The organism is Pseudomonas sp. 50_B, assembly GCF_017491625.1.
GTDB lineage: Bacteria > Pseudomonadota > Gammaproteobacteria > Pseudomonadales > Pseudomonadaceae > Aquipseudomonas > Aquipseudomonas danubii.
Genome location: NZ_JAFGYX010000028.1, coordinates 60170 through 83367, shown reverse-complemented (window position 1 = coordinate 83367; position 23198 = coordinate 60170). Strand labels below are relative to the sequence as shown.

Here is a 23198-nt window from a genome sequence, read left to right as displayed (position 1 = left end):
CTCCTGGCCTGGCCCCGCAGCCACGCCCCACCCTGCCCCGGCGGTGCGCTGACACGCGCCCAATGGATCCATAAAAATCACACCAATGGATCCACAAACCTCTAAAACTTCAAAAATAGCCGATTATCGAACAGAAAATCCGCGCATTCATTTGACACTCCCAGAGCGCGAACCTTTTAATGGATCCATTAAATAAAAACAACAAACGCCTGGAGAGACGTCATGTACCCCAAGAATGCCTGGTACGTTGCCTGCACCCCCGATGAATTGCAGGGCAAGCCCCTGGGCCGGCAGATCTGCGGCGAACGAATGGTGTTCTACCGCGCCCACGAAGGCCGGGTAGCCGCCGTCGAGGATTTCTGCCCCCATCGCGGCGCCCCGCTGTCGCTGGGCTATGTCGAGAACGGCAACCTGGTGTGCGGCTACCACGGCCTGGTGATGGGCTGCGACGGCAAGACCGTGGATATGCCCGGCCAGCGGGTACGCGGCTTCCCCTGCAACAAGACCTTCGCCGCGGTCGAGCGCTACGGCTTCATCTGGGTCTGGCCCGGCGACCAGAGCCTGGCCGATCCGGCACTGATCCATCACCTGGAATGGGCCGACAACGAACAGTGGGCCTATGGCGGCGGGTTGTTCCACATTCAGTGCGACTACCGGCTGATGATCGACAACCTGATGGACCTGACCCACGAAACCTACGTCCACGCCTCCAGCATCGGCCAGAAGGAGATCGACGAGGCGCCGCCACAAACCACCGTGGACGGCGATCAGGTGGTCACCGCCCGCCATATGCACAACGTCATGCCGCCGCCGTTCTGGCGCATGGCCCTGCGCGGCAACCAGCTAGCCGACGACGTGCCGGTGGACCGCTGGCAGATCTGCCGCTTCAGCCCGCCCAGCCATGTGCTGATCGAAGTCGGCGTGGCCCACGCCGGCCACGGCGGCTACGACGCCCCGGCGGCATTCAAGGCATCGAGCATCGTGGTGGATTTCATCACCCCCGAAAGCGACACCTCGATCTGGTACTTCTGGGGCATGGCACGCAACTTCAACCCCCAGGACCAGGCCCTCACCGCCAGCATCCGCGAAGGCCAGGGCAAGATCTTCAGCGAAGACCTGGAGATGCTCGAACGCCAGCAGCAGAACCTGCTCGCCCAGCCCCAGCGCAGCCTGCTCAAGCTGAACATCGACGCCGGCGGCGTGCAGTCGCGACGGGTACTGGAACGCCTGATCGCCCAGGAGCGCGAGCCCCGGGAAGCACTGATCGCGGCAAGCCGTTAAGCCCTTCTCCGCCCCCGACAGCCAGCCGGCCCGGATGCGGCCACTGGCGAGGACCGACAATGATCGACGTACTGGTGGTCGCGCGCCACAACGAAGCCCTGGACATCTGCAGCTTCGAACTGGCCGCGGCCGACGCAAGCCCCCTGCCCGCCTTCAGCGCCGGCGCCCATATCGACGTGCATCTGGCCAACGGCCTGGTGCGCCAATATTCACTGTGCAACCACCCCGAAGAACGCCACCGCTACGTGATCGGGGTGCTCAAGGATCCGGCCTCGCGAGGCGGCTCAAGCAGCCTGCACCAAGAGCTGGAAGTGGGCACCCGCCTGCGCATCAGCCAGCCGCGCAACCTGTTTGCCCTGGCCCCCGGCGCGCGGCGCAGCCTGCTGTTCGCCGGCGGCATCGGCATTACCCCGATCCTCAGCATGGCCGAGCACCTGGCCCACGGCGGCGCGGATTTCCAGCTGCACTACTGCGCCCGTTCCACCGAGCGCGCGGCCTTTGTCCCGCGCCTGCGGCAATCGCCTTTCGCCGAGCGGGTCAGCCTGCATTTCGACGAGCAGCCCGAGACGGCCCTGGATATCGCGCACGCCCTGGCCGCGCCGCAGGATGATCTGCACCTGTACGTCTGCGGCCCCGGCGGGTTCATGCAACACGTACTGGACAGCGCCAGGGCCCTGGGCTGGAAGGAACAATGCCTGCACCGCGAGTACTTCAGCGCCGCGCCCGTGGACCACGGCAGCGACGGCAGCTTCGCGGTCAAGCTGGCCAGCAGCGGCCAGGTGTTCCAGGTGCCGGCCGATCGCAGCGTGGTCCAGGTGCTGCAGGACCAGGGCATCGAAGTGGCGATTTCCTGTGAACAAGGGATCTGCGGCACCTGCCTGACCCGGGTACTGGAGGGTGTGCCGGAGCACCGCGACCTGTTCCTCACCGAGGAAGAACAGGCGTGCAACGATCAGTTCACGCCCTGCTGTTCCCGCGCCAAGACCCCGTTACTGGTGCTGGATCTCTAGGTTTTGCACGAAAGCCTCGATACTCGGTGATGCTGCGTTGAAAACGGTCTTGTGCGCGAGTCCGATCGGAATGCTCATTGACACCCCGTAAAATCGAACGCGCCCCCGGCCGCTCCTCGACCGTTTTCGCCTTGCCTGACCTACGTCTCAAAACGGTTCGGACAGCGCCTTGCGCCTCACGGCGAGGGCAGGATCAGCTTCATGCGCTCGTCGGCCACGGCCGAGCCGAAGATCTCGGCGTAGCGCAAGGTGGCGTTGGCATGCTCGCGCATCAGCGCTTCGGCCCGCGCGCCCTGGCCATTGACCAGGGCGTCGAACACCGAATGGTGCTGCATGTGGGCGTAGTTGAAGCGCCGGTATTCCCGGGCCATGTCCTGGCGATCCACCGCCAGGGCGGTGACCGAGGCGAACGGCAGATGGTCGTTGCGCGCCAGGGCATCGGCGATCGCCGGGTTGCCGCTGCCCGCCACGATCACCTGGTGAAACCGCATGTTGAGGTCGTGGTAGACCTCCAGGTCTTCCTCGTTGACATAACCCTTGTCGAACAGTGCATCGCCCTCGACCAGGCAACGTTCGAGAATCGCCCGGCCCTCGGCCGACAGCCCGCGCTCGGCGGTCTGGCGCGCCGCCAGGCCTTCCAGCACCCCGCGCACCTCCACCGCCCCGGCAATGTCCTCGGCGCTGACCGACCGCACCTGAAAACCGCGACCGCCGAAACGCACCAAGAGGCCTTCCTGCTCCAGGGTGCGAAACGCCATGCGCACCGGCATGCGCGACACCCCGAAGCGCTCGGCGGTAGGCACTTCCATCAAGCGCTCGCCTGCCGCCAGCTCGCCCGAGGCGATCATCTTGCGCAGCGCGACCAGCACCGTTTGACCGGGTTTGCTCATCCGGGCAGCTTCCTTAAAAAAGGTGGGCGGCCATAGTAACGCAAGGCCCGCCACAACACGCCCCCCGACAATACCTGTAGCCGCTGCTGAGCCCGCGAAGCTGCGCAAAGGTCCGCAGGACCTTGCCTGGCGCTCTCCCGCCGAACCTGCAGCGCCTTCGAAACCGCTGCGCCTCCTGCGACGAAGTGCCGCCCAGAGCGTTCGCAGCCTGCGGCAGCGGCTACAGGGTTTTCAGAGTGACAAGGGGTAGCTGACGATCAGCCGGGTCTGGTCGAAGTCGCTGTTGAAGCTGCGCCGATTGGTGGCGTTGTTCAGCCGCAGGCTGAGGTTCTTCAGGGTGCCGCTCTGCAGGGTGTAGCCGATCTCGGTATCACGTTCCCACTCATGGCCGTCCTTGCCGGCCTTGGTGGTGGCGTTGTCGCCACGCCCGTAACGCACCATGGCCAGCAGCCCGGGAACCCCGGAAGCGGCAAAGTCATAGTCGTAGCGCAGCTGCCAGGAACGCTCGCCGGCGTTGCTGAAATTGCCGTTGAACATGTCGTTGCCCAGGGTCCGGCCGCTGCTGCCATAGACCGACATCCAGGGGCTGTCGCCGCTGACCTTCTGCACCCCCAGGTACAGCGTGTGCCCGGCCCGCGCGGCGGAAAACAGGCCATAGGCGGTGTGGCTGTCGACCCGGCCGATGCGCGCGCTGCCATCATCGCGGTCGATGAAGTAGCCCAGGTTGCCCCCCAGCACCCAGTCGCCCAGCGGCTGTTTGTGCTGCAGGTTGAAATAGCTCTGGCGGTAGATGTCCTGCAGTTGCGAATGCCAGGCGCCGAACAGGGTGCGCTGCTGGTTGAAGCGGTAGTCGGCGCCCACGTAGTTGAAGCCATCGGACTTCACCCCCGGCGCGGCCCAGGCCGACAGGTCCTGCATGTCCGACGAGTTGCGCAGGCTCACTGCCCGGTACTGCGCGGCCTGCAGGCCCAGGCCGTCGATCTCGCGGGACACCAGCATGGCCCCGCGAAAGGTCTGCGGCAGCAGGCGGCCATCGTCATAGCGCAGCAGCGGCACGTCCGGCAGCAGTTCGCCGAGCTTGAACTCGGTGGCGGAAATCCGCGCCTTCAACGCTGCCCCGGCGCGGCCGAAATTGTCCGCCGCGCGGCCGTCGTCGTGCACCGGCAGCAACTCCGAACCGCTGACCCGGCGGCTGCTGTCGAGCTTGAGGCCGAACAGGCCGATGGCATCCAGGCCAACACCCACGGTGCCCGGGGTGTAGCCGGAGCTGAACTTGAGGATGAAGCCCTGGGCCCACTCCTCGATCTGCCCCTTGGGCGCGTCGTGGTCGCGAAAATCCCGGTTGAAGTAGTAGTTGCGCAGCAGCAGGTCGGTCTTGCTCCCCTCGAAGAAACCGCTGTCCTCGCCAGCCCAGGAAGGGGCGCACAGGCCCGCTGACAGACAAGCCCCGACCAGGGAACGGCAAAGCATCGGATGACGGGTGTTCATTATTATTGTTCTCCGTTTTTCATGGACGCAGCCGTGCCCCGACAGGCCCGTGACGGCCCGTCCATTCACGGATGCTCAAAAACCCGGCCAGGGCGGCCGGGGTTGTTCAAGTCAGCCCGTCAGAAGGGATACTGACGCGGCCGGTGTTGCACGCTGATCCAGTGGTCGCGGGTGAACTCGTCGATCGCCCAGTCGCCGTTGAAGCGCCCCAGACCGGAGTTCTTCTCGCCACCGAACGGCGCGTTGGCCTCATCGTTCACCGGCACATCGTTGATGTGGGTCATGCCCGCGCGCACCTGGCGGGCGAAGTTCACCCCGCGCTCCAGGCTGCGGGTGAACACCGCGCTGGACAGGCCGAACTCGCTGGCATTGGCCAGCTCCAGGGCATGGGCTTCATCCCGAGCGCGCAGCAGCCCCACCAGCGGGCCGAAGATCTCATTGCGCGCCAGGTCCATGTCGGCCCGCACCTCGCCGTAGACATGGGGCGCCAGCAGATTAGCGTTCACCCCGCCCTCGTACAGCGGCTCGGCGCCCTGCTCCCGGGCCAGGGCGATCTTGTCCTTCAGGCCCTGCAACTGGCGGGCATTGATCACCGGGCCGATCACCGTCTCCAGCGATTGCGGATCCCCCACCTTGAGTTGCTTGACCCGGGCCACGAAACGCTGGGCAAAGGCCTCGTAAAGCCGCTCATCGACGATGATCCGGTTGATCGCCATGCAGATCTGCCCCTGGTGCAGGAACTTGCCGAACACCGCGGCGTTCACCGCCTGCTCCAGGTCGGCATCGTCGAGCACCACGAACGGGCTGTTGCCCCCCAGCTCCAGGGCCACGTGCTTGAGATGCTCGCCACCACTGGCGATGCGGCCGATACCGCGCCCCACCGGGGTCGAGCCGGTAAAGGTGATCAGCGCCGGCACCGGGTGCTCGACAAAGGCATCGCCAATCTCGCTGCCGGCCCCCACCACCACGCTGAACACCCCGGCGGGCAGCCCCGCTTCCTCGAAGATCCTCGCCAGCAGCAGGCCGCCGCACACCGGGGTATCGCTGGCCGGCTTGACCACCACCGCGTTGCCCAGGGCCAGGGCCGGAGCGATGGAACGCTGGGTCAAGTGCAGCGGAAAGTTCCACGGGCTGATCACCCCCACCACCCCCAGGGCGCTGCGGTACACCCGGCTTTCCTTGCCCGGTACATCGGACTCGACAATCCGCCCATGGACCCGCGCCGGGAACGACGCCGACTCCAGGGTAATGGCCCGCGCCGCGCCCCACTCGGCCAGGGCCTTGATCCGCGTACTGCCGGATTCGCGGATGATCCAGTCGACGATTTCCTCCTGGCGCCGGTCGAAGATCGCCACCGCCCGGTGCAGCACCGCCGCACGCTGCGACGGGCCCAGGGCCGCCCATTGCGGCTGCACATGGGCGGCCCTGGCGTAGGCCGCATCCAGGTCGCTGCGGTTGGCCTGGGCCACTTCCAGCAACAGCGCGCCATCGTATGGGTTGGTCACCGCCAGGGGCTTGCCGGCGGCACCGGCGCGCCACTGCCCGGCGATGGGTTGCAGATGCAGATCGCGATAGACCGCATTGGATTCACTCATGAAAAATCTCCTCAAGAAACAGCATTCATAAACCGATGTGTCGCCCAAAAACCGGCTTGTATGGGAGCTGGCTGGTGTGGAAGCTGGCTTGCCAGCGAAGACGCCCGCAACAAGCACGCAAGACCCAAGGCCCTGTTCGCCGGCAAGCAGGCTCCTACACGGCAGCGCGTTGCTCGATCAGCCGCAGCAGACCGAGCAGGGTTTCGGTGTGGGGCACCGCCACCCCCGCCTGCCGCGCCCGGGCCACTACCTGGCCGTTGATCGCGCCGATCTCCGTGGGCCGTCCGGCCAGCACGTCCTGCAGCATCGAGGGCTTGTGGCTGCGGTGGTTGGCCATGGCAAAGGCCACGCTGTCCAGGCAGCGCTGGGCATCCAGCACTATGCCCTGGGCGCCGGCCACGGCCACCACCTCCATGACGATGGCCCGGGCCAGCGCCACGCCTTCCGGCGCCGCGTCCAACTGGCCGACGGTGCAGCCGGTGGCCGCGCACAGGCTGTTCAGCGCCGCGTTGAAGGCGACCTTCTCCCAGATCGACGTCCACACCTCGGGGTCCACCGCGCAGCTCAGCCCGGCCGCATCCAGTACCGCCGCCACTTCAGCGCTGGCCTGGCGCTCACCCTCGTCGAGGGCCAGCACCCGGACCATGCCCTGGCCATGGGAATGCACCTGCCCCGGCCCGAGCAGGTCGGCCGGCCAGTTGGTCATGCCGATCAGCACCTGCTGCGCGGCCACGTGCCGCGACACGGCTTCGGCGTTGCCCAGGCCGTTCTGCAGGGTCAGCACCCGGGTGTGCCGGGTGATATGCCCGGCAACGCTGCGCAAGGCACTGTCGGTGTGCAGGGTCTTGGTGAAGACCAGCAGCAGGTCCGGGTGCCCGCTGGCCTGTTCCGGGCGGCAGGCGTTCAAGCCCCGGATGCGCCGCTCGCCGTGGTCGGTGGCCAGCAACAGGCCGTCACGCTGGATGGCCGCCAGATGCGCGTCGTTGATGTCCAGCAGCGTCACCTGCTGCCCGCTTTCGGCCAGCAGGCCGCCAAACAGCGAACCCATGGCGCCCGCGCCGAGAATGGTGATGTTCATCGAACCTCCTGATGGAATGAGCCTTTCAAGGGCCACGTTCATGACTGGCCCGGCAGGCGCCGGGGAATGTGCCGGCGCACGATCAGCAGCGCGATCAGCGCCATGAGCATCACCGCGCCCAGCAGTGTCAGGTAGCCCTGGGCGCCGCCCCGGGTGATCACCAGGGCCCCGGCGAAGGCACTGAGGATCGCCCCCAGGCGCCCGAAGGCCAGGGCCGAGGCGGTGCCGGTGGCGCGCACGCCGGTGGGGTAGATAAAGGCACACAGCGCATACATGGTGGACTGCACCGCGTTGACGAACAGGCCGTGCACGCCGAAGCCGAAGATCAGCAAGCCGGTGTGCTGATGGATATCCACCCCCTGCAAGGCAAAGGCGCTGGCCGCGCCGCCGGCACAGCAGATCAGCAACGGCCAGAACGAGCCCCAGCGGGTGATGGCCACCGCACAGACCAGCGCGCCGATGACCCCGCCGAGGTTGTAGGCGGTCAACCCGGAACCGGCCACCGACAGCTCCAGGCCTTCAGCCAGGAGCATGGTCGGCAGCCAGCTGAAGGCGCTGTAGACTGCGGTCAGGCACATGAAGAAGGCCACCCAGAGGGCCAGGGTGTCGCGCCCGTAGCCCCGGTCGAACAGACTGCGGAAACCGCCCTGCTTCTCGCTCTTCTGCTCCAGGGCATCGCTGTAGCTCACCCCTGCGGCCATGGGCCGGCCCATGCGCCCCAGCAACGCGCTCAACTCCCCCCAGCGCTGCGGTCGGCGCGCCAGAAAGCGCGGCGACTCCGGCAGGGTCACCAGCAACAGCAGGGCGAGCACCATGGGCAGGCTGCCACCAATGAAGAACAGCGTGCGCCAGCCATACAGCGGCAACACATGGGACGCGAACAGCCCCGCCAGCATACCGCCCAGGGGCACGCAGACGATGGTCGCGGTCACCGCCAGGGTGCGCCGCCGCGCCGGGGTGAACTCCGCCGTCACCGTGGTCGCGCTGGGCAGCGCGCCACCGATGCCCAGGCCGGCGATGAAGCGCAGGACCGCCACCGCCAGCGCATTGGGCGCCAGGCCAATGGCGCAGGTGGCCGCGCCGAACACGAACACGCTGGCGATGACCGCCATGCGCCGGCCGAAACGATCGGCGAACAGTCCGGCACAAGCACTGCCGATGCCCATGCCGATCAGCCCGGCGGCCACCGCCGGGGCGAACGCCTCGCGGGTGATGCCCCATTCCTTGATCATCAGCGGAATGGCAAAACCGATCAGTTGACCGTCGAAGCCGTCCATGACGATGGACAGCGCCGCCAACAGCACCACCAGCTTCTGCATGCCGGTGAAGGGGCCCTGGTCGAGCAAGGTGCCGATGTCGGCATGGGAGGGAGCGCAACGCGCCGACTGGGGCGCATCGTCTATCGCTGCTGTGACCGAAGTCGTGTTCATATCCACCTCTTTTTATTCTTCTGGTGAGTCCGCAAGCTGCGGTGGGCAAGGCCGGGCACCGGGCCCGGCGACAAGGCTGTCTTCAGGGTTCGATGGTCAGGGTCGGCACCTCGATCAGTACCGGGCGCTGGCCCGCCAGGGCCGCGGCAAACGCCTCGGCAAACGCCTCGCGGGTGTTGGCCTGCACCGCGTGCACACCGTAGCCGCGGCCGATGGCGCAGAAGTCCAGGCCCGGCACGTCCAGCCCCGGCGCATCGCTGACCTGCAGCACATCGGCGAACCAGCGCAGGGCGCCGTAGGTGCCGTTCTTGAGAATGATGAACACCACCGGGATCTGGTACTGGGCGGCGGTCCACAGCGCGGTGATGCCGTAATTGGCCGAACCGTCGCCGATGATCCCGATCACCCGCCGCTCGGGCCGGGCCAGTTGCACCCCCACCGCCGCCGGCAGGCCGAAGCCCAGGCCGCCAGCCGCCGGAAAGTAGTAACTGCCGGGCTCGCGCATTTCCACTCGCTGCCAGAAGGCGCCGACGGTGGAGGTGGATTCCTTGACGTAGATCGCATCCCTGGGCGCCAGCTCGTTGATCACGTCGAACACGGTTTCCGGGCGCAGCAGGCCGCCGGTTTCCTCGACCGGCGCCGGTGCCGGCAAGGCTGGCGGCTGCGGCCGGTCGCACTCCGGCAGCGCCCAGACCAGGGCCTGCAGGGTCTCGGCAATGTCCCCTACCAGCGCATCGCCCATGGGCGAGCGTGCTGCTTCGCCGGGGTCGCAAGTGATGTGCAGCAGCTCGCACCCCTCGGGCAGGTAGTCCCCCGGGGCGAACTGGTGGTAACGGAACACCGGGGCGCCCACCACCAGGATCAGGTCATGCTCCGCCAGGCAGCGGCTGATGCCGGCGATGGCCGCCGGCAGCACCCCGCGAAAGCTCGGGTGGCGGGTCGGGAACGGGCAGCGGGACGCGGACGGCGCGACCCAGGCCGGCATGCCGAGTCTTTCCGCCAGTTGCACCGCCAGGTGGTTGCTCTGGCTGCCGTCCACATCCGGCCCCAGCACCAGCACCGGGTTGCGCGCCGCCACCAGACGCTGTACCAGCTGGCGCAATTGTGCCGCCGAAGGCAGCCCGGCCGTGGCCACCTGGCGCCGGGCCAGGTGCTCGACCCCGGCCGGGGCGGCACGACCCCAGTCGTCGTAGGGAATCGACAGGTACACCGGGCCCTTGGGCGCCTGGCTGGCCATGTGGATGGCCTGGCTCAGGGCCCGGGGCACATCCTCGGCGCAGGCCGGTTCATGGCTCCACTTGACCAGGGGCTTGGGCAACTGCGCGGCATCGACATTGGCCAGCATGGCTTCGACGCCGATCATCGAGCGCACTTGCTGGCCGGCGGTGATCACCAGCGGGCTGTGGGAGTACCAGGCATTGGTCAGCGCGCCCATGCCGTTGCCGGTGCCGGCCGCCGCATGCAGGTTGACGAACGCCGGCTGGCCGCTGGCCAGGGCGAAGCCGTCGGCCATGCCGACCACCGCGCCTTCGTGCAGGCCGAGGATGTAGCGGAAGTCTTCGGGAAAGCCCTTGAGAAAGGGCAACTCGTTGGAACCCGGGTTACCGAACACCGTGGTCAGGCCGTGTTGCCGGAGGATGTCGTAGGAAGCGCTATGGACGGTTTTCATAGGGACCTTTGCCGCTGCTTTTTTAGAATTTGAGTTACTCTTGCAGCCGCGATGAAATTGATCAAATCGATACTATTTCTATTAAAAATAAGATCCATCTATATCCATGAGGCAGCATGAGCCACATCGATCTGAACCTGATCCGCACCTTCGTCACCCTCTACGAAGCCCGCAGCGTGACCCTGGCCGCCGAGCGCCTGTTCGTCACCCAGCCCTCGGTCAGCTACGCCCTGGCGCGGCTGCGGGACCTGTTCGACGACGGCCTGTTCAGCCGCAGCCGCGACGGCATCCAGCCCAGCCAACTGGCCGATGAGCTGTACCCGCCCCTGCGCGAATCCCTGACGCGGATCGAAAACACCGTGCACAGCACCCGGCACTTCGACCCGGCGACCACCGAGCGACGCTTTCGCATCGCCCTCTCCGACCTCGGCGAAATGGGCTTTCTGCCGCTGATCCTGGCGCGCCTGAACCAGCAGGCCCCGGAGGCCGAAGTCGAGGTCCTGCCGCTGCAGGTGGACCAGGCCGGGGAATGGCTCGGCAGTGCCAAGGTCGACGCGCTGATCTGCCGCAAGCCCCTGACCGGCACCCGCAGCCAGGTACTGATCCGCGAGCGCTACGTGTGCCTGCTCAGCGACCGCCACCCGCGCATCGGCGAACACCTGAGCCTGGAACAGTTCCTCGCCGAACGGCACATCGCCGTGACCCGCACCACCGGCCACGGCAGCGTCGAGGACGTGCTCAAACAGATGAACGCCACGCGCCGCATCAGCCTGCAGGTGCCGCACTTCTCGGTGCTGCCCAAGGTCCTGCCCGGCACCGACCTGCTGGCGGTGCTGCCGGCGCAGATCGCCCGCCTGTTCACCCTCGAAGGCGGCCTGCGGCAACTGGAGCTGCCGTTCCCGGTGGGGGAGTTCGACGTGTCCCTGCACTGGCACCCCAACAGCGACAGCTCCGCCGCCCTGACCTGGTTCCGCCAGACCGTGGCCGCGGCGATCATCGACGGCCAGGCGTGAAGCAGCGCCCGCGGGCGCATCCGGTTGCGCAGGCTAGGCCAGGGCCGCTTGCGCCTGCGGCGGCGCCGGGCGCAGCAGCAACAGGCAAGCCGCCGCCAGCACGAAGACCACGGCAAACACCCCGTACAGGTGCAGCGGCTGCCAGCCGGCATCCAGCAGCACCCCGGCCACCGTCGGCGAGACAATCGCGCCGATGCGCCCGATGCCGATCCCCCAGCCCACTCCGGTAGCCCGCACCGAAGCGTCGTAGACCACCGGCGACAAGGCATACAGCCCGGCCACGCAGCCGTTGGCGAACAGCCCGATCAGCAACCCCAGGCCCAGGGCCGCGGCAATCGACGAGGCGCTGCCGACAAACAGCACCAGGAGTCCGGCGGTCACCAGCATGAACAGCGACAGCACCCGGGTCAGCGGCCAGCGCGAAGACAAGCCGCCGATCAGCGCCGCGCCGAAGATCCCGCCGACACTCAGCAGCACCCCGCCGGTGATCCCCTGCTGCGCCGAAAGCCCGGCGGCCACCAGCAGTTTCGGGGTCCAGCTCATGACGAAGTAGAAGCCGAACATCACCAGGAAAAACAACAGCCAGATCAGCAGCGTGGTGCGCCGCATCGGCCCGGCGAACAGCTGGCCGAAGCCGCTGCCGGCGCCCTCCTCGCGCAGCGCCGCCGCGGGCAGCCGCGCCAGCGTCGGGTGCCCCAGGCGCTGGGCCAGGCGATTGACCCGCGGCAACGCATCGGCCGGGCGCCGGGCCAGGAGAAAGTCCAGGGATTCAGGGAGCCAGAGCAGCACCAGGGGGATCACCAGTAAGGTGACGACGCCGCCAAACACAAACACCGAGCGCCAGCCCCAGTGGCTCAGCAGCCACACCGCCAGCAAGCCGCCCAGGGTCGCCCCCAGGGCATAGCCGGTGGATTGCAGGCTCACCGCCAGCCCCCGCCAGCGGCGGCTGGCGTATTCGGCGGCGATCACGTTGCTGCTGGCCAGGATGCCGCCGATGCCCAAGCCGGTCAGGCCGCGCAACAACGCCAGTTGCAACGGACTCTGGCTGGTGGCCGAAAGCAGCATGCCGATACCGGACAGCAACAGGCACCCCAGAATCAGCGGCCGGCGCCCGAAGCGATCGGCCCAGGGCGCGATAAACAGCGAACCGCCGGCCATGCCGAACAACCCGGCACTGAGCAGCAGGCCGATCTGCGCGCCGTTGAGTTGCCACTCGGCGGACACCGAGGCGGCGGTGAAGGCCATCACCAGCACATCGAAGCCGTCGATCATGTTGAGGACGATGCAGATACCGATCGCCAGGCACTGGAACGCACCCATCGGCCCCTGATCGAGCCGTTGCTTGAGATCACCGTTCATGGCCGCACCTGCCGTTCGGCCACGAGCCGAAGCGCAACACCCAGCGAACCTGTGCACACAGACAGCCAGCGCGCGCCAGCCAGGTGGCTGCACGCCGTCGAAAAGACATTCATGACGAAACCCTTTTTGTTGTTTTTATTGCGGACGGTCAGGAGGGCTCCTGCCATCGCCAGGTCGCCAATAAAGCGCTTAATGGATCCATTGGCAAGGGATAAGCGGGCTGAAAAGGCTGCTCAAAAACCCCTTGGCCAGCCATGGGCGGGGTCAATTTCCATAAGGATCAAACGCTTAGGTGCCCGACACGGCGCCGGGATTAGCGGGCGATTATCGGCCAACCAAGCATGTGGCGAGTGGGCTTGCTCCCGTTCGATGGCACAGCCATCGCACAGCCTGCGGGTGCGGTAGGCCTGGAAACGCTCGCCGGCCAGCGCTGGGGGCGCTGCGCACCCCAGCGGGAGCAAGCTCCCTCGCCACAAGGTTTGCCCCCTTGATTGGATCCAATAACCTGCATCACCTCAGATAAACGCCAACCCTGCCCGGGCGTTGCGTACCGCCGTCATCCGCTGTTCGACCTGGGGCAACAGGTAGCTGAAAAAGAACCCCGCCGTCTCCAGCTTGGCCCCACGCAGCGGGTCGCCCTCGGGCAGCCTGCGCGACACCCGTGCCGCCCGGGTCCAGGCCAGTGCCAGCAGGCTCAGGCCACACAACGCCAGAAAATCCCCGGCCGCGCGATACGGGTACTCGGCATCCTCCAGCGCCCACTGCTGCACCTGGGCCACCAGTGCCTGCAACGCCTCGGCCAGATCCGCCAACGACCGGGCGAACCCCGCGCACTCGGGCACCTGGGCGCTGTGCCCGGCCTCATCGCGCAATTGCTCAAGCAACAGCGCGAAGCCCTGCCCACCATCCCCCAGCACCTTGCGCAACAGCAGGTCGTTGGCCTGAATCTCGTTGCTGCCTTCGTAGATCATGGCGATGCGACTGTCGCGCAGGGTCTGCTCGATGGCGAACTCGGCGACGTAGCCGTAGCCGCCGAAGACCTGCAAGGCGTTGCTGGCCTGACGAAAGCCCTGCTCGGTAAAGAACGCCTTGATGATCGGCGTCAGCAGTTGCGCCAGCTGATCGGCCTGGCGCCGGACCTGGGGTTCAGGGTGATGCTCGGCCTGATCCAGCAAGTGCGCGGCCCAGTAGCCGATGGCCCGCAGGCCTTCGCTGGTGGCGCGCAATTCCAGCAGCACGCGGCGCATGGCCGGGTGGTAGCGAATCGGGTCGGCGGCCTGGGCAGCAACCCCGGCGGGACGCAAGGGCGCACGCATCTGCTGGCGTTCGCCGGCGTAGTCACGGGCGTTCTGCCACGCCGCTTCGACATGCCCCAGGCCTTGCAGGCCCACGTGCAGGCGCGCCGAATTCATCATCACGAACATCGCCGCCAGGCCGCGATGGGCCTCGCCCACCAGCCAGCCCTGGGCCGCCTCGAACACCAGGGAACAGGTGGCGCTGCCCTTGATCCCCATCTTGTGTTCGATGCCGTCGCAGCGCACGCCGTTACCCTGGCCCCGCTCCAGGCGCTTGGGCACCAGGAACAGCGAGATCCCGCGGCTGCCCTCCGGCGCGCCCGGCAGCCGGGCCAGCACCAGGTGCAGGATGTTGTCGGTGAGGTCATGCTCGCCGCCGGAAATGAACAGCTTGCTGCCGCTGAGGCGATAGCTGCCGTCGGCCTGGGGCTCGGCGCGACAGCGCAACAGGCCGACATCACTGCCGGCCTGGGGCTCGGTCAGGCACATGGTGGGCAGGCTCGCGCCGCTGATGATCCCCGGCAGGTAGCGCTCCTGGAGCCAGGGCGCGCCGTGGGTCTTGAGGCACAGGTAGGCGCCGTGGGCGATGCCGGTGTACATGGCCCAGGCGTGGTTGCTGGCGTAGAGCATCTCTTGCAGCGCCGCGTCCAGCAGCTGCGGCAGGCCCTGGCCACCCAGGGCTTCGGCGCAAGCCAGGGCCGGCCAGCCGCCCTCGACATAGGCCCGGTAGGCCTCGGCAAACCCCTGCGGGGTGCTGACCTGCCCGTCCGCCCACCGGCAGCCCTGGCGATCGCCGCTGGCGTTCAGCGGCGCCAGCACGTCCTGGCTGAAACGCCCGGCCTGCTCCAGCACCTGCAGCGCCAGGGGCAGGTCCAGCGCCTCGAACGCCGGGCTCCGACGCCACGCCTCGGGGGCCTCCAGCCAGTGCTCAAGGACAAATTGCATATCGCGCAGCGGCGCCTGGTAGCTCCACATGGGGACACCTCATCGAGTAGAAATAGAATGACCCGCCAGGGGCGGCGGGCCGGTCGGGCTCAGCCGCGCCAGGCCGGGTTTTCGATCAGCAGCGCCATGCCCTGGCCGCCTCCCACGCAGGCGGCGGCGATTCCGTAGCGCAGGTTGTGCTCGCGCAGTTGCCGGGCCAGGGTCAGCACCAGGCGCAGGCCGCTGGCGGCCAGGGGATGACCCAGGGCCAGGGAGCCGCCCCGGGTATTCAGGCGGTCACTGTCCAGCTCCAGCTCCCGGGACACGGCCAGTACCTGGGCCGCCTGAGCCTCGTTGATTTCAAGGCGACCGATCTGCTCCAGGCCCAGGCCGCTGCGCTGCAGGAGCAGGCGGATCGCCGGGGCCGGACCGATGCCCATGCACTCCGGCGCCACCCCGACCACCGCACTGCCCAGCAACAGCGCCAGGGGCGTAGCACTGCAGGCCGACGCCCGCCCGACCAGGGCCGCCGCCGCGCCATCGACCACCGCGCAACTGTTGCCGGCGGTCTGCACCCCGCCCTCGTGGATCGTCCGCAAGCGCGCCAGGGCAGACAACTCACTGGGACGCGGATGACTGTCCCGGCTGACCGTCTCGACACCCCGTGGCAGGCGAATGCCGCGCGGTCGATAGCCGTCGAGCTCGAAGGTCTGCTGGCTTACGGCGACGATTTCCGGCGCGAACCAGCCCGCCTGCTGCGCCGCCAGGGCCCGCTGATGGCTGGCGCAGGCATAGCCGTCCACGGCTTCGCGGGTCAGGCCATAACGCCGCGCCAGATTGTCGGCGGTGGCAATCATGTCCAGCCCCGGCGCCCGGTCGTACAGCGCCTCCCATAAGAAGTCCTTGAACTGCACCGCCGCCCCCAGGCGAAAGCCGCCGCGATGGGTGTAGGCGGCAATCGGGTTGCGCGACATCGATTCACTGGCCACGCACAACGCCAGTTGCACCTCGCCCCGCAGCTGCTCGGCCGCCTGGCGCAACAGCTCGAAACCGGTAGCGCAGATGCGCTGCACCCCCAGGGCCGGCACCGCTTGCCCGACGCCGCTGTACAGGCCGATGTGCCGGGGCAGCAGGTAGGCGTCGAAACTGGCCTGGGCCATGGAGCCGGCCAGCACGCTGTCCACCGCCCGGGCATCGATGCCGGCGCGCTGCAGTACCTCGCGGCCGACCTTGATCCCCAGATCGATCGGCGAGATCTCCGCCAGGTCCCCGCCAAGGTCGACCCAGGGCGTGCGCAACGCCTCAAGGATCGCCACATCGGCAAACTCGCTGTACTGCCCGGCGCCGTTCATGGCTTGGGCTCGGCGCGCAGGATCGACGGTTCGCGGCCGCGATACAGGTCCTCGACCTGCTCGGCGCGCCACTGCAACACCGCGCGCTGGTTGATCGAGCCCTTGTCGGTGATTTCCCCGCGGTCGATGGACGCCGGCTCCACCTGCAGGGCGATCCACTCCAGGCGGCTGGCGTTGCCGCTGGCCTCGCGGTTCAGGCGCTGCAACCAGTCGCCGAACCACTGGCGCACCGGCGCGCTGGCCAGCACCTGGGCATCGCTGGCCTCGGCGCCCAGCGCCGCCAGCCGCCGGCATTCATACAGCCGCGGGAACACCAGGGCCCCCAGGCACTCGCGGTCCGGGGCGGCCACCACCAGGTCCTGGACATAGGGCGAGCCTTCGAGCACCGCGCGATTGCGCAGCGGGCCGACACTGACAAAGACCCCGGACGACAACTTGAAATCCTCGGCAATGCGCCCGTCGAACATCAGCCCCAACTGCGGGTCCTGGGGGTCGGCGAGCTTGAGTGCATCCCCCGAGCAATAGAAGCCCTGGGCGTCGAACACTTCGGCGGTCTGCTGCGCCGCGCGCCAGTAGCCGGGCATGATGTGCGGCCCGCGAAAGCGCCCCTCGAGCTTGCCGTCCACCGGCACCAGGCGCACTTCGCACCCCGGTGCCGGCAGGCCGATGTAGCCGGCCATCGACAGCGGCCCGGTGGTGAAGGTGCAGGACGGCGCGGCCTCGGTCATGCCGAGCCCGGCCATCATGCGGATGCGTTCGCCGCAATGCTGCTCGGCGACCCGGTCGAGACGGTCCCAGACACTTTGCGACAGCCCGGCGGCAGCGAAGAAGAACAGGCTCATGCGCTTGAAAAAACACTCGCGCAGCTCGGCGTCCTGCTCCAGGGCGTTGACCAGTTCCTCCCAGCCCTTGGGCACGGTCAGGTAGGCGGTGGGCGAGATCTCCTTGAGGTTGCGCAAGGTCTCGGCGAAGCCCTGGGCCGTGGGCTTGCCGTCGTCCAGATAAAAACTGCCGCCGTTGTAGAGCACGATGCCGACGTTATGGCTGCCACCGAAGGTGTGGTTCCAGGGCAGCCAGTCCACCAGCACCGGCGGCTCTTCGCCGAACACCGGGAAGGTCTGCAACAGCATCTGCTGGTTGGCGCAGAGCATGCGCTGGGTGGTGATCACTGCCTTGGGCAGCTTGGTCGAGCCCGAGGTGAAGAGAAACTTGGCGATGCTGTCCGGCCCGGTGGCGGCAAAGGCCGCATCGGCCTCGGCCCCACCGGGCTCGGCCAGCAGGCTGGCGAAGCTCGCCTGGCGTCGCCCCGGCACCTGGCCACGCACACAGATCAGCGGCGTCTCGGGGGGCAGCACCGCGTCGATGGCCCGCTGGTAGGCGCCAGCATCGCTGACAAACACCAGCCCCGGCTGCAACAGGTCGCAGACGTGGCGCAGCTTGGCAAAGTCCTGGGACAACAGCGAATAGGCCGGCGACACCGGGCAATAGGGAATCCCGGCGTACATCGCGCCCAGGGCCAGTTGCAGGTGTTCGATGTCATTGCCCGAAAGCAGCGCCAGCGGCTTGTCGGCGGACAACCCGTAGCCGAGCAGGCCCTGGGCGATGGCGCGCACGCTGTCGAGCATCTGCCCATAGCTGACCCGGCGCCAGTCGCCGCCGGCCTCGCGGGCGGCAATGAAGGTCTGCTCGGGGCGCACCCGGGCCCAGTGCAGCAGGCGATCGAGCAAGCGCTGCGGCAAGGGCGCCAGGGGTTCCAGGGAGCGCATGTGCAACACGCCCTGCTCTTCACTGACGGCAACCGCCGGCCGGCCGATGGACACCTGGCGGTAACGCGGCGGCTCGGCCGCGGGTGGGGATGGCGCTCTGAATTGGCAACTCACGTACATGTCCTCCATCAAGGCACGCCTGCGCCGCGCACGCAGGGCGACAGCTGGCAAGCGTGGCAGCCGGGGGCTGCGGCCTTGTTATTGTTATGCCCTGCCTGCACACGGGCCGCGTGCTCAAGAACCTGCTTGCGATCTGCTGCGCTTGGCTGACGCGGCGTTAAAAAGCGTTGTTCGCCAGATCGAAAGCCGGTTCAGAGGGCACCGCGCCCGTGGCGACGGATCAGATCGGGTAGTACCGCGGGCCGTTCTGCAAGGTGACCCAGCGCAATTGGGTGAAGTGTTCGATCGAGGCCTTGCCGCCAAAACTGCCGTAGCCGCTGGACTTGACGCCGCCAAACGGCATCTGCGCCTCGTCGTGCACGGTGGGCCCGTTGATGTGGCAGATGCCCGACTCGACCCGTTGCGCCAGGGCCAGGGCCCGCCCGGTGTCGCGGCTGAAAATCGCCGCCGACAGGCCGAACTCGGAGTCGTTGGCCAGACGCAGCAACTCTTCATCGCCGCTGCCGCGCAGCAGCACCGCCACCGGTCCGAAGGACTCCTCGCGGTACAGGCGCATCGATGCGGTGATGCCGTCGAGCAGGGTCGGCTGCAGAATGCTGCCGTCCAGTTGCCCGCCGACCACCAGCCGCGCGCCCTGCTCCAGGGCATCGTCGATCAGTGCCCGGATACGCGTGCCGGCGCTGGCATCCACCAGCGAACCGAGCACCGAATCTGCGGCTGCCGGGTCGCCGGCGCGCAGGCTCTCGACCTTGGCCGCCAGCTTGGCGACGAAGGCATCGGCCACCTTGGCATCGACGATCAGGCGCTCGGTGGACATGCAGATCTGCCCCTGGTTGAAGTAGGCGCCAAACGCCGCGGCCGCGACAGCTGCATCCAGGTCGGCATCGTCCAGCACCAGCAGCGGCGCCTTGCCGCCCAGCTCCAGCAAGGCCGGCTTGAGGTGGCGCGCCGCAAGCTCGCCGACAATCCGCCCGACATGGGTCGAACCGGTGAAGTTGACCCGGCGCACCGCCGGGTTGGCGATCAGCCGCTCGACAATCGCCGCGGCATCGGCCGGGGCATTGCTGATGACGTTGACCACGCCATCGCCCAGGCCGGCGTCCTGCAGCACCTGGCCGATCAGGCGATGCACCGCCGGGCTCAGTTCGGAAGCCTTGAGCACCACGCTGTTGCCACAGGCCAGGGGCATGGCGATGGCCCGGGTGGCGAGAATCACCGGGGCGTTCCACGGGGCGATGCCCAGCACCACGCCACAGGGTTGGCGCAGGGCCATGGCGAAACTGCCGGGGACATCCGAGGGAATGACTTCGCCGTTGATCTGGGTGGTCATCGACGCCGCTTCACGCAGCATGTTGGCCGCCAGGCGCACGTTGAAGGCGTACCAGTTGGCCATGGCCCCGGTCTCGCCGGCGGCGGCGATGAATTCCTCGCTGCGGGCCTGCAATTGCTCGGCGGCCCTGAGCAGGCGGCTGCGGCGTTCGTTGGGGGCCAGGGCCGCCCAGGCGGGGAATGCGGCCTGGGCCGCGGCCACGGCGGCGTCGGCATCGTCCAGGGTCGCGGCGGCCACGCGCGATACCACCGCGCCGGTCACCGGGTTGCGGCGTTCGAAGGTTCGACCGTCGCCGGCGGGGCGCGACTGGCCACCGATCAGCAGGGGCACGTCCAGCATGGTGATTCCTCTTGTTGTCTTTGTCGGGAATGCAGCGCAGCGGTGTAACAGTAAGGCCAGGGGCATGGCGAACGGCGGGATGGGCCCGCCGTTCGCCGGCCGGGCTCAGCGTTTATACGCCTGCAGGCCGGGCTTGATGCTCTTGTCGTCAAGAAACTGCTTCATGCCCTGCTCGCGGCCGCCTTCGGTGTCCAAAAGGCGCGACTGATCGAGCTTGGCGTACAGGTAGTCTTCGTTCTGCTCCCAGGTCAGCTCGCGGCAACGCTTGAAGCCGTGCTTGGCGGCACGCAGCACCACCGGGTTTTTCTCCAGCAGATTGCGCGCCAGTTCAATGGTGACTTCACGCAATTGCGCCAGGGGCACGCTTTCATTGACCAGGCCCATCTCGGCGGCTTTCTGCCCGCCAAAGGTCTTGCCGGTCATGATGTAGTACAGCGACTGGCGATGACCCACGGTGTCGGCCATGGCCTTGCTCACCAGGTTGCCCGGCGGGATGCCCCAGTTGATTTCCGAGAGGCCGAAGGTCGCCTCATCGGCGCAGATCGCCAGGTCGCAGGCCACCAGCGGGCTGAAGCCGCCACCGAAGCACCAGCCGTTGACCATGGCGATGGTCGGCTTGGCGTACATGCGCAACAGTTTCCACTGCCACTGGGAGGCTTCGCGACGGATTTTTTCCTGAAGGATCTCCGGGCCGGCATCCACCTCGCGAAAGTACTCCTTGAGGTCCATGCCGGCGGTCCAGGCTTCACCGGCGCCAGTCAGCACCAGCACGCCGGCGGCCGGGTCCTGCTCCAGGGTTTCCAGCACGTCGATCATTTCCCGGTTCAGGGTCGGGCTCATGGCGTTGCGTTTTTCCGGGCGATTGAGGATGACCCAGGCAATGCCCTCTTCGATTTCGACCTTGACCGTTGTCCAGCGACCTTCGTAGTTGCTCATGGCGATGCTCTCTTGTTCTGGCTTGAAGATGGGTCGAAATTAAACCGCAAAAATAGTTATGTCAATTAACTATTAATTTGATTAACCATTTTTCTTCACCGCGGAAAAATCCTTCTGCAACGCCTGCCAACACAGGCAAACGTAGCTATCAGCGGCCGACCCCGGCAAACTGGATAGCCTTGTTAACCGACCCAGGATGTTTTTGTCATGGCCAAGCCCGCTCCCCTCGCCGACCCGCGCGAGGCCCCACCCGCCAACGCCGAGGTCCAGGCGCCGCTGGATTCGGCCCTGGACGAACTGATTGGCTACGCCATGCGTCGCGCCCAGCTCAAGCTGTTCCAGAACCTGATCGGCCGGCTCTCGGTCCACGACCTGCGGCCCGCGCAGTTCTCGGCCCTGGCGATCATCGACAGCAACCCGGGGCTGATGCAGGCCGACCTGGCTCGCGCCCTGGCCATCGAGCCGCCGCAAGTGGTGCCCCTGCTCAACAAACTGGAAAGCCGCGCGCTGGCGGTACGGGTGCGCTGCAAGCCGGACAAGCGCTCCTACGGGATCTTCCTCAGCAAGACCGGCGAAACCCTGCTCAAGGAGCTCAAGCAGATCGCCGCGCAAAGCGACGTCGACGCCACCTCGGCCTTGAGTGGCGAGGAGCGCGAAGAACTGCTGCGCCTGCTGAAGAAGGTTTACCAGGACCAAAGCCAAGGTGCCGGCACAGGGTCGGCACGCTGAGGCGGCAAGGTGCTTGCGGGCCTACCAGATCGGCAAGGTGTAGAGCACCAGGAAGCGGGTCTGGTTTTCATCGCGGAACGCCGCGCCCGCCGGGAAATCATTGCGATAGATCGACTTGCGCGCCACCAGCCCGAGGTTCTTCAACGGACCGCTCTGCAGCACGTACCCCAACTCCATCTGAAACTCGCGCTCCTTGCGGTCGCTGGCATTGAAGGCCGCCAGCTCGATATGGTCGCCGCGCACGTAACGCAGCCGACTCTTGAGCCCGGGCAGGCCGGAGGCGGCAAAGTCATAGTCGTAGATGGCTTGCCAAGTGCGCTCCTTGGCGTTGAGAAAGTCCGAACTCATGGTCAGCTCGCTCATGCCCATCAACTCGGTGCCGGAGATGTAGGGCGTGGCCGTGTCGCCGCTGGAATGCATGTAGCCCAGGCTCACCCGGTGCCCGCCGAACGTGTAGCCGAACAGCGCCGAGAGGTTGCGGTTGTCGACCCGACCGGCCTTGGCGCTGCCGTCTTCCCGGCTGAAAAAACTGCGCAGGTCGCTGCTCAGCACGCCATCGCCCAGGGGCAGGTTGTGCAGCAGGGCCAGGGTGTCCTGCTGGTAGAGGTCGGCCACCTGGGCGTGATAGGCGCGCAGGCCGAGGTCCTTGTTGACCTGGTAGTCGCCCCCCAGGTACGCCAGGTGCGAGGTGCTGGCCGTGGCATTGAAACGCCGGTTGGGCGAGGCAATGGTCATGGCCTGGTAGTCGGTGGAGTCGCGCTTGTTGATGCGGTCGATGTAGCCGGTGTTGAGGGTCAGGCCGTCGATGTCCCTGGAGCTCAGGGTGGTGCCGCGAAAGGTCTGCGGCAGCAGGCGCGACGGGCTGGCAAAGGCAAACGGCAGGAAGATCGAGACATCGCCGGTCTTCACCGTGGTCTGGGCAAAGCGCAGTTTGGCGGCGGGCGCCAGCCGCGAGTATTCATCCGCGGCGCGCTTGTCGCTGGCCGACACCGGCAGCAGTTCGGTGCCGCTGCGGTCCGGCGAGGAGTCGAGCTTGACCCCCAGCAGCCCGCGCACATCCAGGCCGAAACCGACGCTGCCCTCGGTGAACCCCGACTCCATGTTCATGATGAAACCCTGGGCCCATTCCCGGGCGGCGGTCTTCGCCCCATCGTCCTTGTAGTCGCGATCCAGGTAGTAATTGCGCAAGGTCAGGGTGCCGTGGCTGTCGTCGATAAAACCCGCCGCCCGGACTGGGCCGGGCAACAGGCTCAAGCCCAGCAAGGCCAGAGCCAGCCGCGTGGGGAGACTGGGCACACAGGAAGCTGACGCCGCAACGGCGTTGGTGGGGAGATTTGGCATGTCCGATGTCCATTTTTTGTTGTTGTTTTAGGGGGCGAACGAGGGCCTGGCAGCCGACGTCGCGGACAGAGAATGGAAACAGCCCAAGCCTGACGTCAACCACAAATGACCGATAATCGAACATTAATAATATTATCTATTTTTACAGGTAATCCTTATTGATAGTTTATCTATCTGATTTAAATGGCTTTATTTGCATTTATTAGCCGAAATCAAGGCGCTGTTCATTTTTTAGTTATCTTTGTTATCTTAA

Annotated in this window: 17 protein-coding genes; 4 read left to right on the top strand and 13 right to left on the bottom strand. The window is 66.9% G+C overall.

The window, feature by feature from the left end; all coding sequences use genetic code 11:
* Positions 1–222: 222 nt before the first annotated feature.
* The gene (locus tag J5M73_RS27725) at positions 223–1281 is read left to right on the top strand and encodes an aromatic ring-hydroxylating dioxygenase subunit alpha (RefSeq protein ID WP_102863131.1); all 1059 of its coding nucleotides are present in this window, start codon (positions 223–225) and stop codon (positions 1279–1281) included.
* 59 nt (positions 1282–1340) lie between these two features.
* Complete coding sequence (locus J5M73_RS27720; protein ID WP_102863130.1) at positions 1341–2291, top strand: PDR/VanB family oxidoreductase; 951 nt, start codon at positions 1341–1343, stop codon at positions 2289–2291.
* Between the two features lie 176 nt (positions 2292–2467).
* Here J5M73_RS27720 and J5M73_RS27715 read toward each other — a convergent pair whose 3' ends face one another.
* The 6 genes from J5M73_RS27715 to mdlC all read right to left on the bottom strand — a co-directional run bounded on the left by J5M73_RS27715 (position 2468) and on the right by mdlC (position 10441).
* Positions 2468–3181, bottom strand: coding sequence for a GntR family transcriptional regulator (locus tag J5M73_RS27715; protein ID WP_060839774.1), 714 nt, complete (start codon positions 3179–3181; stop codon positions 2468–2470).
* Between the two features lie 231 nt (positions 3182–3412).
* On the bottom strand, positions 3413–4669 hold the full coding sequence (locus tag J5M73_RS27710) for an OprD family porin (RefSeq protein WP_207816611.1): 1257 nt from the start codon (positions 4667–4669) through the stop codon (positions 3413–3415).
* A gap of 119 nt (positions 4670–4788) precedes the next feature.
* The gene (locus tag J5M73_RS27705; RefSeq protein ID WP_207816609.1) at positions 4789–6264 is read right to left on the bottom strand and encodes an aldehyde dehydrogenase family protein; all 1476 of its coding nucleotides are present in this window, start codon (positions 6262–6264) and stop codon (positions 4789–4791) included.
* Between the two features lie 154 nt (positions 6265–6418).
* On the bottom strand, positions 6419–7342 hold the full coding sequence (locus J5M73_RS27700) for a 2-dehydropantoate 2-reductase (protein WP_207816608.1): 924 nt from the start codon (positions 7340–7342) through the stop codon (positions 6419–6421).
* A 38-nt stretch (positions 7343–7380) separates the two neighbouring features.
* Positions 7381–8772, bottom strand: a complete 1392-nt coding sequence (locus tag J5M73_RS27695; RefSeq protein ID WP_207816606.1) for an MFS transporter — start codon at positions 8770–8772, stop codon at positions 7381–7383.
* An 82-nt stretch (positions 8773–8854) separates the two neighbouring features.
* Positions 8855–10441 (bottom strand): benzoylformate decarboxylase, encoded by a 1587-nt coding sequence (gene mdlC, locus J5M73_RS27690; protein ID WP_102863126.1) that lies wholly within the window; start codon positions 10439–10441, stop codon positions 8855–8857.
* Positions 10442–10557: 116 nt separating this feature from the next.
* Between mdlC and J5M73_RS27685 the strand changes: the two genes are divergently transcribed.
* Complete coding sequence (locus J5M73_RS27685; protein ID WP_060839780.1) at positions 10558–11454, top strand: LysR family transcriptional regulator; 897 nt, start codon at positions 10558–10560, stop codon at positions 11452–11454.
* A 33-nt stretch (positions 11455–11487) separates the two neighbouring features.
* Here the strand turns inward: J5M73_RS27685 and J5M73_RS27680 are convergent, their stop codons facing one another.
* The 6 genes from J5M73_RS27680 to J5M73_RS27655 form a co-directional block, all read right to left on the bottom strand.
* A complete protein-coding gene (locus J5M73_RS27680; RefSeq protein ID WP_207816604.1) occupies positions 11488–12813 on the bottom strand; it encodes an MFS transporter in 1326 nt (441 codons plus the stop codon).
* Between the two features lie 515 nt (positions 12814–13328).
* Positions 13329–15083, bottom strand: a complete 1755-nt coding sequence (locus J5M73_RS27675) for an acyl-CoA dehydrogenase (protein ID WP_207816601.1) — start codon at positions 15081–15083, stop codon at positions 13329–13331.
* A 59-nt stretch (positions 15084–15142) separates the two neighbouring features.
* The gene (locus tag J5M73_RS27670) at positions 15143–16384 is read right to left on the bottom strand and encodes a thiolase family protein (protein ID WP_207816599.1); all 1242 of its coding nucleotides are present in this window, start codon (positions 16382–16384) and stop codon (positions 15143–15145) included.
* Positions 16381–18264, bottom strand: a complete 1884-nt coding sequence (locus J5M73_RS27665; RefSeq protein ID WP_060841966.1) for a feruloyl-CoA synthase — start codon at positions 18262–18264, stop codon at positions 16381–16383. The genes J5M73_RS27670 and J5M73_RS27665 overlap by 4 nt, the downstream gene beginning before the upstream one ends.
* A gap of 226 nt (positions 18265–18490) precedes the next feature.
* Positions 18491–19939 carry an aldehyde dehydrogenase gene (locus J5M73_RS27660; protein WP_207816597.1) on the bottom strand — a complete coding sequence of 483 codons (1449 nt, stop codon included), beginning with the start codon at positions 19937–19939 and terminating at the stop codon, positions 18491–18493.
* Between the two features lie 105 nt (positions 19940–20044).
* Entirely contained in the window at positions 20045–20875 is an 831-nt protein-coding gene (locus tag J5M73_RS27655; RefSeq protein WP_010567568.1) for a p-hydroxycinnamoyl CoA hydratase/lyase, read from the bottom strand.
* A 207-nt stretch (positions 20876–21082) separates the two neighbouring features.
* Here J5M73_RS27655 and J5M73_RS27650 point away from each other — a divergent pair, with 207 nt between their 5' ends.
* Entirely contained in the window at positions 21083–21604 is a 522-nt protein-coding gene (locus J5M73_RS27650) for a MarR family transcriptional regulator (protein WP_207166061.1), read from the top strand.
* A 21-nt stretch (positions 21605–21625) separates the two neighbouring features.
* Here J5M73_RS27650 and J5M73_RS27645 read toward each other — a convergent pair whose 3' ends face one another.
* On the bottom strand, positions 21626–22945 hold the full coding sequence (locus J5M73_RS27645; protein WP_207816594.1) for an OprD family porin: 1320 nt from the start codon (positions 22943–22945) through the stop codon (positions 21626–21628).
* Positions 22946–23198 lie beyond the last annotated feature (253 nt).

Excerpts from the sequence above, each read along its gene's own strand:
- J5M73_RS27725 (WP_102863131.1), top strand. The coding sequence starts at position 223 with ATGTACCCCAAGAATGCCTGGTACGTTGCCTGCACCCCCGATGAATTG.
- J5M73_RS27720 (WP_102863130.1), top strand. The coding sequence starts at position 1,341 with ATGATCGACGTACTGGTGGTCGCGCGCCACAACGAAGCCCTGGACATC.
- J5M73_RS27715 (WP_060839774.1), bottom strand. The coding sequence starts at position 3,181 with ATGAGCAAACCCGGTCAAACGGTGCTGGTCGCGCTGCGCAAGATGATC.
- J5M73_RS27710 (WP_207816611.1), bottom strand. The coding sequence starts at position 4,669 with ATGAACACCCGTCATCCGATGCTTTGCCGTTCCCTGGTCGGGGCTTGT.
- J5M73_RS27705 (WP_207816609.1), bottom strand. The coding sequence starts at position 6,264 with ATGAGTGAATCCAATGCGGTCTATCGCGATCTGCATCTGCAACCCATC.
- J5M73_RS27700 (WP_207816608.1), bottom strand. The coding sequence starts at position 7,342 with ATGAACATCACCATTCTCGGCGCGGGCGCCATGGGTTCGCTGTTTGGC.
- J5M73_RS27695 (WP_207816606.1), bottom strand. The coding sequence starts at position 8,772 with ATGAACACGACTTCGGTCACAGCAGCGATAGACGATGCGCCCCAGTCG.
- mdlC (WP_102863126.1), bottom strand. The coding sequence starts at position 10,441 with ATGAAAACCGTCCATAGCGCTTCCTACGACATCCTCCGGCAACACGGC.
- J5M73_RS27685 (WP_060839780.1), top strand. The coding sequence starts at position 10,558 with ATGAGCCACATCGATCTGAACCTGATCCGCACCTTCGTCACCCTCTAC.
- J5M73_RS27680 (WP_207816604.1), bottom strand. The coding sequence starts at position 12,813 with ATGAACGGTGATCTCAAGCAACGGCTCGATCAGGGGCCGATGGGTGCG.
- J5M73_RS27675 (WP_207816601.1), bottom strand. The coding sequence starts at position 15,083 with ATGTGGAGCTACCAGGCGCCGCTGCGCGATATGCAATTTGTCCTTGAG.
- J5M73_RS27670 (WP_207816599.1), bottom strand. The coding sequence starts at position 16,384 with ATGAACGGCGCCGGGCAGTACAGCGAGTTTGCCGATGTGGCGATCCTT.
- J5M73_RS27660 (WP_207816597.1), bottom strand. The coding sequence starts at position 19,939 with ATGCTGGACGTGCCCCTGCTGATCGGTGGCCAGTCGCGCCCCGCCGGC.
- J5M73_RS27655 (WP_010567568.1), bottom strand. The coding sequence starts at position 20,875 with ATGAGCAACTACGAAGGTCGCTGGACAACGGTCAAGGTCGAAATCGAA.
- J5M73_RS27650 (WP_207166061.1), top strand. The coding sequence starts at position 21,083 with ATGGCCAAGCCCGCTCCCCTCGCCGACCCGCGCGAGGCCCCACCCGCC.
- J5M73_RS27645 (WP_207816594.1), bottom strand. The coding sequence starts at position 22,945 with ATGCCAAATCTCCCCACCAACGCCGTTGCGGCGTCAGCTTCCTGTGTG.